This window comes from Acidovorax sp. Root70, assembly GCF_001428225.1.
Classification (GTDB): Bacteria; Pseudomonadota; Gammaproteobacteria; order Burkholderiales; family Burkholderiaceae_C; genus Acidovorax.
In genome coordinates, this window is sequence record NZ_LMHQ01000012.1 from 191,117 (window position 1) to 207,742 (window position 16,626).

The window sequence follows — 16,626 nt, forward strand, 5'->3', positions numbered from 1 at the left end:
GACACCCGGTGTACGGTCGATGCTATATTTTGTATATACCTGCCTCGCGGGCCATCCATAGATCTCTGGGAGCAAAGTGGGACCTTCATTCAACGAACAGTTCGACCAGCATGGCGCTTGGCGGCGGGAGTTCGCCCAGCAGCTCAAGCGACTGGCCGATTGGATGGCCACGCACGACCTCATGGATGCCGCTGTGCAAGAGCGCCTGCAGCGCCTGGAGGAGCAGGTCCGCAGCGACAAGGTCATGGTGGCATTTGTGGCGGAGTTCTCACGCGGCAAGTCCGAATTGATCAACGCGATCTTTTTTGCCGACTATGGCCGCCGCATCATGCCTGCCAGCGCAGGCCGCACCACGATGTGCCCTACCGAGCTGGGGTACGACGCAAATGTCGCACCCAGCCTGCGGCTCTTGCCCATTGAAACCAGGCTTCAGATGCAGAGTCTGGCCGAGTGGCGGGTCAAGACCGACCGTTGGCAGGAAATCCCGCTGGATGTCGGCAATGCTGACCAGATATCCAAAGCCCTGGAGAAAGTAGCCGAGGTGCGCAAGGTCACCCTGGACAACGCTCGCGCGCTGGGTTTCTGGCACGACGATCTGACGGACGAGAACCCTGTGCCCGATGCACAGGGCTTGGTAGAGGTGCCCATGTGGCGCCATGCCATCATCAATATCCCGCACCCGCTGCTGAAGCAAGGGTTGGTGATTCTGGACACGCCTGGCCTGAACGCGGTGGGCGCGGAGCCGGAACTGACCGTCAATCTCATCCCCCAGGCGCATGCCGTGGTGTTCATCCTGAGCGCTGACACCGGCGTGACACGCTCGGACCTGTCAATTTGGCGTGAGCACCTCGCCATCTCGCCCGAGAGTATGGAAGCGCGTTTGGTGGTGTTGAACAAGATCGACACGCTCTGGGACACGCTCAACACTGCCGAGCAGGTCCAGGCTCAGATGGAGCGGCAGTGCGTGACTTCGGCCGAGATGCTTGGCGTTTCACTGGATCGCGTGGTGCCGGTATCCGCGCAAAAAGGCTTGGTGGCCAAGATCACTGCGGACGATGTCTTGCTGGAGACCAGTGGACTGCCTGCATTGGAAGAGGCCCTGGCCAAAGGCATCATGGGCAGGCGGCAAGCCATACTGCGCGCTGCAGTGGGTACTGGCGTGGCCAGCTTGCGCACAGAAACTTCGCGTGTCATCAATATCCGGCGGCGCGACCTCGATGACCAGATGGCAGAGCTGCGCAGCCTGCGCGGCAAGAATGCGTCGGTGATCGAATCCATGCGCCATCGCATTGAGCAGGAGCAGCGTGAATTCGACCTCAGCACTGCCAAGATCCAGGCGGTGCGGGCAGTGCACCTCAAGCTATTGCGCGATGTATTCCAGCAGCTGGGCGCCAAGGCATTGAAAGTGGAGCTGTCCGAACTGGCGCAGACACTGCAGCAAAAGGGGCTCAAGCTGGGAGTAAAGAAAGTTTACGTCCAGACCTTTGACAAGCTGCGTGGGACTCTGGACAAGGCGCAGGCCTCGGGCACAGAGATTCAGGCCATGCTGAGCGGAACCTTTCGTCAGCTCAATGCGGAGTTCGGGTTTTCGTTGCAGGTACCTTCGCCGCCGCAGTTGGAACATTTTTCGCAAGACCTGCACCAGATCGAGCAGAGCCATTTGCAGTACCTGGGAATGGGCAATGCGCTCAAACTGGCTCAACCCGAGTTTGCCGAGCGCCTGGTGCGCGCGCTGGCCATGCGGTTGCGCACGGTGTACGAGTCGGCGGCCAATGATCTGGAATTGTGGAGCAAGTCTGCAACCGCGCAATTGGACGCGCAGCTGCGGGAGCGGCGCCGCAGCTTTGCTCGCCGCATGGAAGCAGTGGACCGTATACAGCAGGCCGCCAGCGGATTAGTGGAGCGTATCTCTGAGATAGAGGCGGGGGAAGAGGAGCTGGGTCAATTGGAGCGAAAGTTGCACGAGCTGACTGCCAAACTGGTGGTTCTGCCGAGGGCCGCACCCGCATTGACTAACGTACATCCGGTCACCGCATGAGTGGTGTCTCCGGGGGGGCTGATGCTGTGGCCGAGCGCGTCGTGGCCTGGCAGGCGGTGCATGGACGCAACCATCTGCCTTGGCAGCAAACCCGCGATCCGTACCGGGTCTGGTTGTCGGAGATCATGCTGCAGCAGACCCAGGTGACCACCGTGCTGGACTACTACGCACGTTTTCTGGACAGATTTCCGGACGTGGGCGCACTGGCAGCTGCTCCGCAGGACGAGGTTTTGGGCTTGTGGAGCGGGTTGGGTTACTACAGCCGGGCGCGCAATTTGCACCGCTGTGCGCAGCAGATCATGGCGGAGCATGGGGGGGTATTTCCTCGAACTGTGGCGGTGTTGTCCTCTTTGCCGGGCATCGGGCGCTCGACGGCGGGCGCGATTGCCGCGTTCTGTTTTTCGGAGCGCGCACCCATTCTGGATGCCAACGTGCGCAGGGTGCTGACGCGCCTGCTGGGTTTTGATCGTGATCTTGCTTCTGCCAAGAACGAGCGCCTGCTGTGGGGCCACGCGGAGGCGCTATTGCCCGCGGGCGATCTTGCGTTAGCGATGCCTCGGTATACCCAGGGCCTGATGGACCTGGGGGCGTCTCTTTGTAATCCCCGCGCTCCACGATGTGTGGATTGCCCGTTGGCAGGCCATTGCGTGGCTTTTAAAGACGGTGATCCCGAACGTTATCCGGTCAGGACCCGCAAACTGGCACGTCGGGCTGAGTCCTGGCAATTGGTGATTCTGCGTGATGTCGGAGGCCGGATCTGGCTGCAACGCCGACCCTCGACCGGTATCTGGGCGGGAATGCACTGCGTGCCTGTGTTCACAGATGTGGAGTCTCGCGATGCGTTCGTGGGTGCTTTGGGTGGCCCCGCGCAGTGGGTGCAGCAAGAGTTGCCGCCCTTTGTGCATGTGCTGACGCACCGGGATCTGCACCTTCATCCGCTGTTGATACAGACCGATGAAGGCGGGTCTCCTGCGCAAGACGGGGAGTGGCTGAGTCCAGATCAGTGGTCTTCGGTGGGGTTGCCTGCGCCCATCCGCAAATTGCTGGACACCACGCAATCGACGCTCTGGTGAGCGCGTGTGGTTCGCTACCCCGCCTACAGCGGCGTTGTGTAGCCACCCCGTAAATGTGCCTCGAGCGTGCCAGAGCTGGTGCTCCCTCAAGTGGGCCGCTAAAAGAAATGGTCAGCGCCCATCGAGTTCGCGGTGCCGTTTCAACGCGGTCCATCGATTGCTGAATGCCTGTGCCAGTTTCTCCACCAGATAGACAGAGCGGTGCTGCCCGCCGGTGCAGCCGATGGCGACCGTGACGTAGCTGCGGTGATTGCGATCAAGCATGTCCAGCCAGTGCGCCAGAAATTGCTCGATATGGACCCGCATGAGGCCCACTTCGAGCTGCATGTCCAGAAAGTCGGCAACAGGCTGATCCAGCCCGGTGAGGTCCCGCAGTGCGGCTTCATAGTGCGGGTTCGGCAGCATGCGTACGTCGAAGACATAGTCGGCGTCCATGGGAATCCCGCGTTTGAAAGCAAATGACTGGAATACCAGTGTCAATTGCCCTTGTGCCGTGGACATCAGGCCTTTGACATAGCTTTGCAGCTGCGAGGCGCGGATAGTGCTGGTGTCGATCACATGCGACTGCTCGCGCAGTTCCGCGAGCAATTCACGCTCCAGCTCAATGATTTGTACCAGGGCCCTGCGTCCCTGCTGGAGATCATCGTGTGACAGTGGATGGCGGCGACGTGTTTCGGAGAAGCGACGCACCAGGGTGTCAATCGTGGCATCCAGAAAGAGTGATTTCACGGCCACGCCTTGGCTACGCAGGCGATTCAGTTCTTGCGGCACTTGGTGCAAAGAAGTGGCGCTGCGGACATCCACCGCAATGGCCACACGGTTGCCGTGATGCTTGTGTTCTAGCGCCACAAAGGCTGGCAGTAGCTCGGGCGGGAGGTTGTCCACGCAGTAGTAGCCTGCATCTTCCAGAGCGTGCAGGGCGACGGACTTTCCAGAGCCCGACATGCCCGTAATGAGGACGATTTCGAGAGCCATCAGCGTTTCCTGACGAAGGTCGCGGAATTGAGTGGTGCGGGCGGTGCCATGGCTGACATCGGAGCTGCACCGCCCAGCATTTCTCGGGCGTGCGCCAAGGTCGTCTCGGTGGCGCGCTCGCCGCCCAGCATGCGGGCGATCTCTGCAACGCGCTCGTCCTGCTGCACGATCAGTACCGTGCTGGTTGTGCCTCCGGCGCTTTTGTTTTTTACGACCTTCAGATGGTGATGCGCACACGCCGCTACTTGCGGCAGGTGGGTCACGGCCAGCACCTGGCGGTCGCGCCCCAACTGTTGCATCAATCGTCCTACGGTCTCTGCGACCGCTCCACCCACGCCGGAGTCCACCTCGTCAAAAATGAGGGTGGGAGCCGCACCCAGCTCACTGGTCGTGACGGCGATTGCCAGCGATATGCGCGACAGCTCACCGCCAGACGCCACTTTGCCGACGGGCCTGGGAGTTATACCGGGGTGCCCTGCCACCAAAAACACCACGTCGTCGATCCCGTCGGAGGAGGGCTCTGACGCTTTGGTCACCGATACCTCGAATTTGCCCCCTTCCATCCCAAGGCCCTGCATTGCCTGCGTGATGGACGCAGAGAGCTTGGGGGCTGCTTTGGCGCGGGCCAAAGACAGCGCGCGCGCTGCCGCCTGGTACGCTTTGGCACTTGCTGATTCGTTGGCTTGCAGTCGGTCCAGATCGGTAGCGGCATCCAACTGGCGCATGGCTGTTTTCCAGCCTTTAAGCAGAGCCGGTAGTTCTGCGGGTGGGCGTTTGTACCGGCGCGCCAATCCCATCCATTGCGACATGCGTTCATCCAGTTCTATCAGACGCTGCGGGTCGATGTCGGCATGGCGCAGATACGTGTGCAGTGAATGCACCACATCCGTCACCTGCGCCAGACTCGATGCCAGGATGTCGGCCAGATTGGCGAACTCTGGTTCGATGTGTTCCTGTGTGTGCAGCAACGCATGCGCGCGTGTGAGTGCAGAGACGGCGTCCGCCTCGTCTTCTTGCAGAGCTTGCAGCGCACCATGCGCCCCATCCAGCAAAGCCTGTGCGTGGGAGAGTCGCTTGTGCTGCGTATCGAGCTCCTCCCACTCCAGGTCGCCCGGCGCCAGTTTGTCAACTTCGCTGATCTGCCATTGCAGGCGTTCGCGCTCTTGCTGCAGGGTCGACTGGGCCACGCGCGCTTGTTGCAGTGCCTTGAGGTCAGCACGCCATTGCGCCCAGCGCGACGTTGTCTCGCGGGTGTTCACACCCGCAAAAGCGTCTAGCAGGCCACGTACTGACTCCGGGCGGGTCAGGCTCTGCCATGCGTGCTGACCGTGAATGTCAAGAAGCATCTCGCCCAATGCGCGCAACTGAGAGGCTGTCGCGGGTGTTCCGTTGATCCAGGCCCGGCTCTTGCCCTGCGTGTCTACTGTGCGCCGCAGCAGCAGGCCGTCATCTGTGTCAAACCCCGCTTCTTCCAGCCAAGACCGAGCGTGTGCAGGGCAGTCAAATTCTGCGCAAATGTCGGTCTTGCCGCACCCCTCACGCACCACCCCCGCATCCGCACGTGCACCCAACGCCAGCTGCAACGCGTCGATCAGGATCGACTTGCCCGCGCCGGTCTCGCCCGTCAGCACGGTGAAGCCGCTGCGCAGATCAAGCACCAGTTTTTGGACAATCACAAAATCCCGCAGGGTCATGCGTCGCAGTGCCATGCTCAGGATCCTCCTTCGTTCCAACGCAGCTTCTTGCGCAGTGTGGCGAAGTAGTTCCATCCCTGGGGGTGCAGAAACCGCACACGATGCTCTGACCGTTTGACGAGGATGCGGTCGCCATGCAGCAAGGATGCAAGCGACTGCATGTCAAAGTTTGCGCTGACATCGCGCCCGCTCACCACTTCCACAGCTACTTCCGTTGCGTCAGAGAGCACGATGGGACGGTTGGACAGCGTATGTGGTGCGATCGGAACCAGTACCCAGCCCGGGATGGAGGGGTGAAGCATGGGGCCGCCCGCCGACAGCGAATATGCCGTGGAGCCGGTGGGAGACGCAATGATGAGGCCATCGGCCCTCTGGTTAGCCACAAACTGCCCACCCACTTCAACGCGCAGCTCCACCATGCCCGATGTGGCCCCTCGGTTCACCACCACGTCGTTCATGGCCAAGGCTTCAAACACCACGCGCTCGTCACGTACAACGGTGGCATGCATCAGAGGTCGTTGGTCTTCTTCGTAGGCCCCTCGCAGCATGGGCGGCAACGTGGTCTGGTAGGTGTCGAAAGGGATGTCCGTAATGAACCCGAGCCGGCCCTGGTTGATGCCGATCAGGGGCGTCCCGAAACGTGCGAGGCGCCGGCCAATGCCCAGCATCGTCCCGTCTCCTCCCACCACCAGTCCCAGATCGCAACGTGCGCCTATCTGGTCTACATTCAGAGATGGGTAGTGTGTCAATCCGGTGTTGCTGGCGGTTTCCGCTTCCAGCACCACCTCACAGCCCTGCCGCTCCAAGAAATGTGCAATGTCTTCCAAAGCCCTGCGAGAGCCGTCACCGGGAGTGCCTGCTGCTGAAGTCTGATACTTGCCTATAAGTGCGACATGGCGGAAATTGGACGTCATCGCGAAATTACATCATTAAAATCATTCCATGCTCGATGACCGTGCCAAGTTGTTGCTCAAAGCCCTGGTCGAGCGTTACATCGCTGATGGGCAACCCGTGGGGTCTCGAACCCTTTCCCGTGCGTCGGGGTTGGATTTGTCGCCAGCCACGATCCGCAATGTCATGGCTGACCTCGAAGAACTGGGACTGATTGCAAGTCCGCACACTTCTGCAGGTCGCATCCCTACTGCGCGCGGGTACCGGTTGTTTGTGGACACCATGTTGACAGTGCAGCGAGAGTCTGTGATGCCACCACAACTGGCCGCAGAACAGCCACAAAAGGTCATTGCAAACGCTGCGCAGCTTCTATCCAGCCTCTCCCAGTTCGTCGGTGTGGTGATGGCACCTCGGCGTACCTCGGTATTTCGGCACATCGAGTTTCTGCGACTCTCTGAAAAGCGGTTTCTGGTCATCATCGTGTCCCCTGAGGGCGACGTCCAGAATCGCGTGATTTTTACCGAGGTGGACTATTCGCAGTCTCAACTGATAGAGGCTTCCAACTTTCTGAATGCACACTACGCGGGGCTTGCGATGGAGCAGGTGCGAGAGCGCTTGAAGTCCGAGGTCGATGTGTTGCGTGGGGAGATCGCATCGCTCATGCAGGCTGCGGTCAACGTGGGTTCTGAGGCGCTTTCAGAAGCGCAGGACGAGGTGGTGATCTCTGGCGAACGCAACCTTCTGTCAGTCAGCGACTTCTCCAGCGACATGGGTAATCTGCGCAGGGCTTTTGACCTGTTCGAGCAGAAGACACAGATTCTTCGCCTTCTGGACATTTCCAGCCAGGCGGAAGGTGTGCGCATCTACATCGGTGGAGAGAGCCAAGTGGTGCCATTTGAGGAGCTTTCGATCGTGAGCTCGCCCTACGAGGTCGATGGAAAGGTGGTGGGAACGCTGGGTGTAATAGGCCCCACGCGCATGCCCTACGACCGCATGATCCAGATTGTGGACATCACTTCCAAGCTGGTCTCCAACGCCCTCAGCCACCGCAAGTAAACGCCCTACAATACGGCGCTTGCCCCGTTGTATGGCGCTGGAGCATGGCTTGGGGCGTTAGCTCAGTTGGTTAGAGCAGAGGACTCATAATCCTTTGGTCGTTGGTTCAAGTCCAACACGCCCTACCACCCTCGTTTGCTGGACGAGGTATCAACAACAAACGCATTTTTTCAATCCGAATCGCGCAGTTTGTTTTTGGAGCCTTCAGCGTGCATTACAATTGTGGCTTGCGCTGAATGATGAGTTGTTCGAATGCCTTGCTAAGAGGCGGCAAACAACAAACAAGCAGATTTCGAGGGAGACCAAAAAATCATGCTATAATTCAAAGCTTAGCGGCTGTAGCTCAGCTGGATAGAGTACTTGGCTACGAACCAAGGGGTCGTGGGTTCGATTCCTGCCAGCCGCACCAATGTTTAAAGCCTGCAATCGCAAGATTGCAGGCTTTTTCATTTGTCCACGCGCAGTGCGCCGATTGGAGAGTTCTGGCGATGAGCAAGGCTTTTACCAAGGAAACCGACAGTGCCGACGATGACGAAGGATTGGCACTGCCTCCTTTGCCGCCTGGCGGCAAAAACTACATCACTCCGTCAGGCTATGCGCGCCTGAGGACAGAGCTGTTGGATCTCATCGACAACGAGCGGCCGAAGATCGTGGATGTGGTGCACTGGGCGGCCAGCAACGGAGACCGGTCTGAAAACGGCGACTACCTCTATGGCAAGAAGCGCCTGCGCGAAATTGATCGGCGCATCCGTTTTTTGACCAAGCGCCTGGAGATTGCTGAAGTGGTGGACCCCAGTTTGCATGCCGGCAGTGAACAGGTCTTCTTTGGAGCCACCGTCACCTACTCCGATGACGAGGACGGTGAACGCACAATCACCATCATGGGCATCGACGAGGCCGACAGCCGTATGGGTCAAGTCAGCTGGATTTCGCCTGTGGCGCGGGCTCTGTTGAAGGCTCGCGTTGGGGATGAGGTACAGCTGCCCACGCCGGGTGGAGTGCGCCATTTGGAGGTGGTAGGCGTGCAGTACCCACCTCGGAGTGCCGCTGCATAACCTGTTTGCGCACAAGCAGAGGCCTGCGTGCCAGTTGTAGAACCCTCAGAACTTGATGCGCCGTGCTGAGGTGTCAGGGCTGCGGCGTGATTCTCGCCGCGCGCAGCACCGCCTGCGTGCGGCGCAGGTTGCGCAATGCCAGCTCCAGGTGCGCCTGGTCGCGAACCGCCACGATGAATCGCAGGTCCGTGGTGTCCAAGGCCGCCTCATCGTCCATGTCCACATGGGTGATGTCGGCCTCAGAGTTGGCAAGCTCCGCTGCCACGCGTGCAAGCACCCCCTTGCCGTTGTTCACCGTGACGACCACACCCGTTTCGAACATGCGGGTGGGCTCGTCCGACCAGTCCACCGCAATGAACCGCTCACTATCTTTGTGTTGCAGGCGCTTGGCCACGCTGCAATGCGCGTTGTGCACCACCAGCCCTTCGCCACGACCCAGATAACCCACGATGCTGTCACCTGGCACTGGGCGGCAGCAGGTGGCGTATTGCACGGAGGCATTCTCGCTGCCATCCAGCGTGACGGCCCCTTGGGAGAGGGTTTCGTGCGACGTGTAGCGCTCACGGGTCATGAGCAATGCATCTGGGCGGTGCCCGTGCTCGGACATCAGCACCATGAGCCGCTTGGCGACGATGCTGGCAATGCGTTTGCCCAGGCCCAGATCAGTCATCAGCTCGCTGCGCGTACGGTTACCGGTGAACCGCAAGAGTTTGTCCCACAGAGGTTGGGTCTCTGCATTCACGGGGGGCAATTGCTCCAAACCTTCGGCGCGAATGGCCTGAGTCAACAGCTTTTCTCCCAGTCCCTCGGACTCGGTTTGTGCCAGGGTTTTGAGGTAATGGCGGATCTTGGACCGTGCACGGCCCGTTCGTACAAAACCCAGCCAGGCAGGGTTGGGGGTGGAGACCGGGGCGGTGATGATCTCGACCACGTCGCCGTTCTTGAGCTCAGTGCGCAGCGGTACCTGCTCGTTGTTGATTTTTGCAGCCGTGGTGCGGTCACCCACATTGCTGTGAATGGCGTAAGCGAAGTCCACCACCGTGGCGCCGCGCGGCAACGCCATGATCTGGCTTTTGGGCGTGAAAACGTAGACTGCGTCAGGGAAAAGGTCTACCTTGACGTGGTCCCAGAACTCCGCAGCATCCCGCGTTTCGTTCTGGATGTCCAGCAAGGACTGCAGCCACTTGGTTCCCAGGCGTTCTGCCGCCGTGCCTTCCCCGTCTTGGGCCTTGTACAGCCAGTGCGCTGCCACACCGGCTTCGGCAATTACGTGCATCTCGTCGGTGCGCATCTGGAACTCGATGTTCACCCCTGAAGGCCCCACCAAGGTGGTGTGCAGCGACTGGTAGCCATTGAGCTTGGCAATCGCGATGTGGTCCTTGAACTTGCCGGGCACCGGTTTGTACATTTGGTGCAAAACACCCAGAGCGGTGTAGCAATCAGTCACGGTGGGTACGATGACCCGAAAACCGTAGATATCCGTCACCTGGGCAAAGCTCAGGTGCTTGAGGTCCATCTTTTGATAGATGGCGTACAGCGTTTTCTCGCGCCCAGCCAGGCGCACCTTCATGCCGATCTTGGAGAAGGCAGCATCCACTTCCGCTTGCACTTTTTGAACCAGATCGCGCCGGCGGTTGCGGGATTTGTTGACCGCCTTGGCCAGTGTGGCGTAGCGCCAGGGGTGCAGATGCCGGAACGCCAGGTCCTGCAGTTCGCGGTAGGTTTGGTTCAGGCCCAGGCGGTGGGCGATGGGGGCATAGATTTCCAGCGTCTCGGACGAGATGCGGCCCCATTTGCTGCGCGGCATGTCCGACAGCGTGCGCATGTTGTGGGTGCGGTCGGCCAGCTTGATGAGGATGACGCGCACATCCCGCGCCATGGCCAGCAGCATTTTGCGAAACGACTCTGCCTGGTTCTCTTCGCGGGTGTTGAACTGCAGTTTGTCCAGCTTGGTCAGGCCGTCCACCAGCTCGGCCACGGGAGCGCCAAACCGGTCGATCAGGTCGGCCTTGGTCACACCGCAGTCTTCCATGGCGTCGTGCAGCAGCGCCGCCATCAGCGCCTGGGCATCGAGCTTCCAGGCTGCGCACTGTGCGGCGACCGCAATGGGGTGGGTGATGTAAGGTTCGCCACTGTTGCGCAATTGCCCCAAGTGGGCTTCGTCGGCAAAGCGGTACGCCTGGCGCACCTGTTCGATGCTGGTGGCGTCCAGGTAGTCCAGGCTGTCGGTCAGTGCGGCGAAGCTGGCCGCAGCCGCATTGGCGGCCGCAGCGGCTGCCGAAAGATTGCCTGTCGGGGCCGGTTCACCGGGCCGTGGCTGCGTTGCAGAAGGTGAGTTGAGCACCGCGTTCATGCCTTAAATGTAGCGCGGGACAGCGCCAGAGGACTTTTGGGCAAAAAAAAGCACCGCTGGCGCGGTGCTTTTGGATGGGCTTTGCCCAGCAGAACGTTCAACCCGGAACCTTCTTGAGCATCTCCAGGCCCACTTTGCCTTCAGCGATTTCACGCAGGGCGGTCACCGCTGGCTTGTTGCGGCTTTCGATGCGGGGGGCGTGGCCCTGGCTCAGCATGCGGGCGCGGTACGTGGCGGCCAACACAAGCTGGAAGCGGTTGGGGATCTTTTCCAGACAGTCTTCTACGGTGATGCGTGCCATCGTTTACTCCGGGGATTCAGGTGATATTGAGCGACTGGAAGGTGTCAGCACGGGCGCGGCGCTGGGCGGCGTACTTGAGTCGCTGGGCGTGAACTACGGCTTTCAGGTCGAAAAGCGCGCGCTCAAACAACTCATTGATTATAACGAAGTCGAATTTGCTGACTTGGGCCATCTCTTCGGCCGCATTCTTGAGGCGGATTTCGATCACCTCTGGCGTGTCTTCACCACGCCGCTCCAGGCGAGAGCGCAGCTCTTCCCAGCTGGGCGGCAGGATGAACACCAGCACGGCGTTGGCGAAGGCCTCCTTGATCTGCAGCGCACCTTGGAAGTCGATTTCCAGGATCACATCCGAGCCCTGGGCAATGCGCTCTTCGATGGCTTTCTTGGAGGTGCCGTAGCGGTTGCCGTGCACATGCGCCCATTCCACGAAGGCATTGCTCTGCACCATCGCGTCAAACTCGGATTGCGACGCGAAGTAGTAGTCGCGGCCGTGTTTCTCCTGGCCGCGGGGCGCGCGGGTGGTGTGTGATACCGAGAGGTGAACGTGCGAATCCAGCTCCAGCAGTGCCTTGACCAGGCTGGACTTGCCGGCACCACTGGGGGCTGCCACTACGATGAGATTTCCAGGATAGTCCATGGTTGATGTGCGCCAGGCGCTATCAAAAAATGAGTGTTATTCGATATTTTGCACTTGCTCGCGCATCTGCTCGATCAGCACCTTCATGTCCACGCTGATGCGGGTGAGGTCAAGAGCGGCAGATTTGGAGCCCAGCGTGTTGGCTTCGCGGTGCAGCTCCTGGATCAGGAAGTCGAGGCGTTTGCCCACCTCACCGCCCTTTTTCAGCAGGCGCTCAATTTCGTCCAGGTGCGAATCCAGCCGCGTGATCTCTTCGGCCACGTCGATGCGGATGGCAAACGCTGTGGCTTCGGTCAGAGCGCGGTCGCGGGCGGCCTCGGGCAGAGTGGCGCCGTCGGTGAGGGCCATGGCCTCTTTCCAGCGTTCCATGAACCGCAGGCGCTGCTGCTCCACCAGCAGGGGAACCATGGGCACGGCCTGTTCCGCCAGGGCCCGCAGTTGCTTGACGCGGTCGAGCAGCATGGTCGCGAGGCGTTTGCCTTCGCGCTCACGCGCGGCCAGCAAGGCGGTGAGGGCTTCTTCGGCCAGGGCCGGAACGGCCTCGGTCCAGTCTTCGGTGCCCGAATGCGCGTTGGCGCACAGGCGCAAGGCATCGGCCACGGTGAGGGGCGCCGCGCTGGGCAGCCAGGCCCGGACGGAATCCTGCAGTGAGTTGAGACGCTGCAATAGCCGTGCGGGCGGGTCTTGCAGGCTGTTGTTGTCGTCGGTGTCGAGGGCGGCGCGCACTTCGACCTTGCCGCGCTTCAGGCGCGCAGTGAGCAGGCTGCGCAGCGTGGGCTCCATGGCGCGCAGCTCGTCGGGCAGGCGGAACGACAGGTCCAGAAAGCGGCTGTTGACGGATCGGATTTCCAGTCCCAGCCTGCGCGTCTGGGGGGGGCGGGCGTCGGTTTCAGCGCCAGTGGCAGATGCGCCATGCTGTGCGCTGGCGTATCCGGTCATGCTGTAAACTGGCATTGGACTTTTTGATGGTTGCTTGCGATCCGGCGATTATCCGGGTTCCGCCTTACCCCCGAATCATCTTCGCAAAATATGTCAAAAATCAAACCGGCCCCCTTGCCGCCCGATACCGCAATTGGCGGCTACCGTGTGGTGCGCCGGTTGTCCTCCGGTGGTTTTGGTGTGGACTATCTGGCCCTCGACGCCGAAGGCCAGCAGGTGGCCATCAAGGAATACCTGCCTTCATCCCTCGCGACCCGCGCTCCGGGCGAGTTGCTGCCCAAAGTTCCGCCCGAAAAGCTTTCGCTGTACCGCTTGGGGCTCAAGAGCTTCTTTGAAGAGGGCCGCTCGCTGGCGCAGATCTCGCACGCCTCGGTGGTGAGCGTGCTGAACTTCTTCCGCGAGAACGAAACCGTCTACATGGTGATGAACTACCTGGAGGGCGCGACCCTGCAGGACTTCATCATCACCGCCCGCGACCTCAAGACTCAGAAGGTGTTCCGCGAGTCCACCATCCGCTCCCTGTTCGACGAGGTGCTGCGCGGCTTGCGCATCGTGCACCAGCACAAGATGCTGCACCTGGACATCAAGCCCGCCAACATCTTCATTACCGACGACAACAAGGCGGTGATGATCGACTTCGGCGCGGCGCGCGAAGTGCTGAGCAAGGAAGGCAATTTCATCCGCCCCATGTACACCCCTGGCTTTGCGGCGCCCGAGATGTACCGGCGCGATTCGCAGATGGGGCCGTGGACGGATATCTACGCCATCGGCGCCTGTATCTATGCCTGCATGCAAGGCTTCCCGCCCAACGAGGCGCCGCAGCGGGTGGACAAGGACCGCCTGTCGCTGGCGCTGACCAAGCTGCGCGGTGTGTACTCCGACAACCTGATCGAGGTGGTCGAGTGGTGCATGGCACTCGACCCGCTGTCCCGTCCCCAGTCGGTGTTCGCCTTGCAAAAGGAGCTCAGCCGCGAAGGGGAGCGCCGCTACACCAAGCTCACCGTGGCCGAGAAGATGCGGCTGCAGCTCGACACCCTGGTGTCCGACACCAAGAAGAATGTGCAGAAGGTGGGTGAAGCCACCGGAATCGGAGCCAAGCCCAAATGAACCAGGTGCACGCAATGCGGGTTCGGGCGAGGCATGTGTCCATGGATGGCGCCCCGGTGCATCCTTGTTTGCGTGAGTCCCTATGAAGTTCTCGGTATTCCAGATCAGCCGCCGCGGCGGCCGCGAGAAGAACGAAGACCGCATGGGCTATTGCTACACGCGCGAATCGGGCCTGTTTGTGTTGGCCGACGGCATGGGCGGCCACCCCGAGGGCGAAGTGGCCGCGCAGATCGCGCTGCAGACCATCTCGGCACTGTTCCAGCGCCAGGCCAAGCCCCAGCTCAAGGATGTGCAGGAGTTCCTGTCGGGCGCGCTGCTCGCGGCGCACCACCAGATCCTGCGCTACGCCACCGAAAAAGGCATGCTCGACACACCGCGCACCACCCTGGTCGCGGCGGTGTTGCAGGCCGGTACTGCTACCTGGATTCACTGTGGCGATTCGCGCCTGTACATGGTGCGCGATGGCGACCTGCTGACCCGCACGCGGGATCACTCGTACATGGAACTGCGCAACACGCCGCCGCCCGGGCTGGAGCGCATCAACCGCAACGTATTGTTCACCTGCCTGGGCTCGCCCACCAAGCCCATCTACGACATCACCGGCCCGGTGTACCTGGAGCAGGGCGACCGCATTCTGTTGTGCTCTGACGGCCTGTGGGGTACGCTGAGTGACGACGAAATCGCCAAGCAGCTGGGCCGCAACACCGTATCGCACGCTGTGCCCGAGCTGGTGGAAGACGCCTTGCGCAAAGCCGGAGACAGCAGCGACAACGTGACGGTGATCGCCCTGGAGTGGGAGACGCCAGACGCGTTCGAGTCCACCCAGGGGGTGTCCACCGACAGCATCAGCGATGACGTGTTTGCGTCCACCATCCAGGCCGGCCCGTTGGATGGGCTGGTGGATGACCTGGACGACGCCGCCATCGAGCGCTCGATTGCCGAAATCAACGAGGCGATTCGCCGCTCTGCGGCCCGCAAAGCCTGACGGATGTGATGGGCCCGGCCGAGGCTGCGCAGCCTCGTGCACTGGGCTGATGCCTCTCAGTTGAACCGTTCCGTTTTCTGGCGTGCGCTTTGGGCGACGCTTGGAAGGCATTTTCTGAACACCCAAGAACCATGACCACTTTCATTCGCACCGGCAACCGCGCCGCCAACCAACCGCGCCCTGTGCGCATCACCCGCCACTACACCATGCACGCCGAGGGCTCGGTGCTGATCGAGTTTGGCAACACCAAGGTGCTCTGCACCGCCTCGGTGGAAGAGCGCGTTCCTCCGCACAAACGCGGCAGTGGCGAAGGCTGGGTGACGGCGGAATACGGCATGCTGCCGCGTGCCACCCACACCCGCAGCGACCGCGAGGCCGCTCGCGGCAAGCAGACAGGCCGCACGCAAGAGATTCAGCGCCTGATTGGCCGCAGCCTGCGCGCCGTGTTTGACCTCCAGCTGCTGGGCGAGCGCACCATCCAGCTCGACTGCGACGTGATCCAGGCCGATGGCGGCACGCGCACCGCCGCCATCACCGGCGCGTGGGTCGCTGCGCAGGATGCGGTCAACCAGCTGCTGGCCAGCGGCAAGATCACCCGGTCGCCGCTGCTGCAACCCGTGGCGGCGATCTCGGTCGGCATCGTGCAGGGCACGCCGCTGCTGGACCTGGAATATGTGGAAGACGTGGATTGCGACACCGACATGAACGTGGTGATGACCGGCGCTGGCCACTATGTGGAAGTGCAGGGCACGGCCGAGGGCGTGGCCTTTACCCGCGCCGAGATGGACCAGCTGCTGGGCCTGGCCGAACAGGGCATCGCCCAACTGGTGCAGCTGCAGCAGCAGGCCCTGCAAAATACTCCTTAATTGATAGCTGCTTGCGTATATTTCACTGGCGCTTGCGGCCATTTTGACCATGAAAATTGTTCTAGCATCCAACAACCGCGGCAAGCTGGCCGAGTTGCAGGCCATGTTTGCGCCCCTGGGCGTGGAACTGGTGCGCCAGGCCGATCTGGGCGTGGGCGAGGCCGAGGAGCCCTTCCGCACCTTTGTCGAAAACGCCCTGGCCAAGGCACGGTTTGCCTCTGAACACACAGGCCTGCCCGCGCTGGCCGACGACGCTGGCATGTGCGTGGATGCCTTTGGCGGCCTGCCCGGCGTGGACACTGCGTATTACTGCACCCAGTTCGGCTACGAGAAAAGCGACGACAACAACGTACGTGCCCTGCTGGAGCAGCTGCAAGGCGTGACCAACCGCCGCGCCGCCATGGTCAGCACCCTGGTCGCCGTGCGCAGCCCGCAAGACCCCGAACCGCTGATCGCTGTGGGCCGCGTGGTGGGCGAGATCACCACCGAACCCCGGGGCAGCAACGGCTTTGGCTTCGACCCCGTGATGTTCATCCCCGAGTTCGGCAAGACCTTTGCCGAGCTGCCCGTGGAGGTGAAAAACGCCCACAGCCACCGGGGTCGCTCGGCCGCGCAGATGCTCGCGTTGATGCGCGAGCGCTGGCTGTAGAAAGGCG

Annotated in this window: 15 protein-coding genes and 2 tRNA genes; 10 read left to right on the plus strand and 7 right to left on the minus strand. The window is 61.3% G+C overall.

What is annotated here, in order from left to right; all coding sequences use genetic code 11:
- The first annotated feature begins 76 nt into the window (after window positions 1-76).
- A complete protein-coding gene (locus ASD94_RS08490; RefSeq protein WP_056641275.1) occupies window positions 77-2,038 on the plus strand; it encodes a dynamin family protein in 1,962 nt (653 codons plus the stop codon).
- Complete coding sequence (mutY, locus tag ASD94_RS08495) at window positions 2,035-3,111, plus strand: A/G-specific adenine glycosylase (protein ID WP_056641279.1); 1,077 nt, start codon at window positions 2,035-2,037, stop codon at window positions 3,109-3,111. The genes ASD94_RS08490 and mutY overlap by 4 nt, the downstream gene beginning before the upstream one ends.
- Window positions 3,112-3,222: 111 nt before the next feature.
- Here mutY and rapZ read toward each other — a convergent pair whose 3' ends face one another.
- The 3 genes from rapZ to ASD94_RS08510 are packed head-to-tail and all read right to left on the minus strand — an operon-like array spanning window position 3,223 to window position 6,694.
- Entirely contained in the window at window positions 3,223-4,086 is an 864-nt protein-coding gene (gene rapZ / locus ASD94_RS08500) for an RNase adapter RapZ (protein WP_056641283.1), read from the minus strand.
- Window positions 4,086-5,795, minus strand: a complete 1,710-nt coding sequence (gene recN, locus ASD94_RS08505; protein ID WP_056641285.1) for a DNA repair protein RecN — start codon at window positions 5,793-5,795, stop codon at window positions 4,086-4,088. The genes rapZ and recN overlap by 1 nt, the downstream gene beginning before the upstream one ends.
- A 2-nt stretch (window positions 5,796-5,797) precedes the next feature.
- Entirely contained in the window at window positions 5,798-6,694 is an 897-nt protein-coding gene (locus ASD94_RS08510) for an NAD kinase (protein ID WP_056641289.1), read from the minus strand.
- Between the two features lie 28 nt (window positions 6,695-6,722).
- Between ASD94_RS08510 and hrcA the strand changes: the two genes are divergently transcribed.
- The 4 genes from hrcA (at window position 6,723) to greB (ending at window position 8,782) form a co-directional block, all read left to right on the plus strand.
- Complete coding sequence (hrcA, locus tag ASD94_RS08515) at window positions 6,723-7,727, plus strand: heat-inducible transcriptional repressor HrcA (protein WP_056641290.1); 1,005 nt, start codon at window positions 6,723-6,725, stop codon at window positions 7,725-7,727.
- A gap of 51 nt (window positions 7,728-7,778) precedes the next feature.
- Window positions 7,779-7,855: transfer RNA gene (locus ASD94_RS08520), tRNA-Ile, on the plus strand.
- A gap of 204 nt (window positions 7,856-8,059) precedes the next feature.
- A tRNA-Arg gene (locus tag ASD94_RS08525) sits at window positions 8,060-8,136 on the plus strand.
- A gap of 79 nt (window positions 8,137-8,215) precedes the next feature.
- Window positions 8,216-8,782, plus strand: a complete 567-nt coding sequence (gene greB, locus ASD94_RS08530) for a transcription elongation factor GreB (protein WP_056641292.1) — start codon at window positions 8,216-8,218, stop codon at window positions 8,780-8,782.
- A gap of 73 nt (window positions 8,783-8,855) precedes the next feature.
- On the opposite strand, the gene ASD94_RS08535 is transcribed toward greB, so the two are convergent.
- From ASD94_RS08535 to ASD94_RS08550, 4 genes are all read right to left on the minus strand, one after another.
- Window positions 8,856-11,135: a bifunctional (p)ppGpp synthetase/guanosine-3',5'-bis(diphosphate) 3'-pyrophosphohydrolase gene (locus ASD94_RS08535; RefSeq protein ID WP_056641297.1), complete on the minus strand. Its 2,280-nt coding sequence runs from the start codon at window positions 11,133-11,135 to the stop codon at window positions 8,856-8,858.
- Window positions 11,136-11,232: 97 nt separating this feature from the next.
- Entirely contained in the window at window positions 11,233-11,436 is a 204-nt protein-coding gene (gene rpoZ, locus ASD94_RS08540) for a DNA-directed RNA polymerase subunit omega (RefSeq protein WP_005794722.1), read from the minus strand.
- Between the two features lie 16 nt (window positions 11,437-11,452).
- Window positions 11,453-12,073, minus strand: a complete 621-nt coding sequence (gene gmk / locus ASD94_RS08545) for a guanylate kinase (RefSeq protein ID WP_056641300.1) — start codon at window positions 12,071-12,073, stop codon at window positions 11,453-11,455.
- Between the two features lie 36 nt (window positions 12,074-12,109).
- The gene (locus ASD94_RS08550; protein ID WP_056641301.1) at window positions 12,110-13,012 is read right to left on the minus strand and encodes a YicC/YloC family endoribonuclease; all 903 of its coding nucleotides are present in this window, start codon (window positions 13,010-13,012) and stop codon (window positions 12,110-12,112) included.
- Window positions 13,013-13,102: 90 nt separating this feature from the next.
- Here ASD94_RS08550 and ASD94_RS08555 point away from each other — a divergent pair, with 90 nt between their 5' ends.
- From ASD94_RS08555 to rdgB, 4 genes are all read left to right on the plus strand, one after another.
- On the plus strand, window positions 13,103-14,119 hold the full coding sequence (locus tag ASD94_RS08555; RefSeq protein WP_056641304.1) for a serine/threonine-protein kinase: 1,017 nt from the start codon (window positions 13,103-13,105) through the stop codon (window positions 14,117-14,119).
- An 82-nt stretch (window positions 14,120-14,201) separates the two neighbouring features.
- Complete coding sequence (locus ASD94_RS08560; RefSeq protein ID WP_056641306.1) at window positions 14,202-15,104, plus strand: PP2C family serine/threonine-protein phosphatase; 903 nt, start codon at window positions 14,202-14,204, stop codon at window positions 15,102-15,104.
- Window positions 15,105-15,235: 131 nt separating this feature from the next.
- Complete coding sequence (gene rph, locus ASD94_RS08565; RefSeq protein ID WP_056641309.1) at window positions 15,236-15,970, plus strand: ribonuclease PH; 735 nt, start codon at window positions 15,236-15,238, stop codon at window positions 15,968-15,970.
- A gap of 49 nt (window positions 15,971-16,019) precedes the next feature.
- Window positions 16,020-16,619 carry an RdgB/HAM1 family non-canonical purine NTP pyrophosphatase gene (gene rdgB / locus ASD94_RS08570; protein WP_056641312.1) on the plus strand — a complete coding sequence of 200 codons (600 nt, stop codon included), beginning with the start codon at window positions 16,020-16,022 and terminating at the stop codon, window positions 16,617-16,619.
- Window positions 16,620-16,626 lie beyond the last annotated feature (7 nt).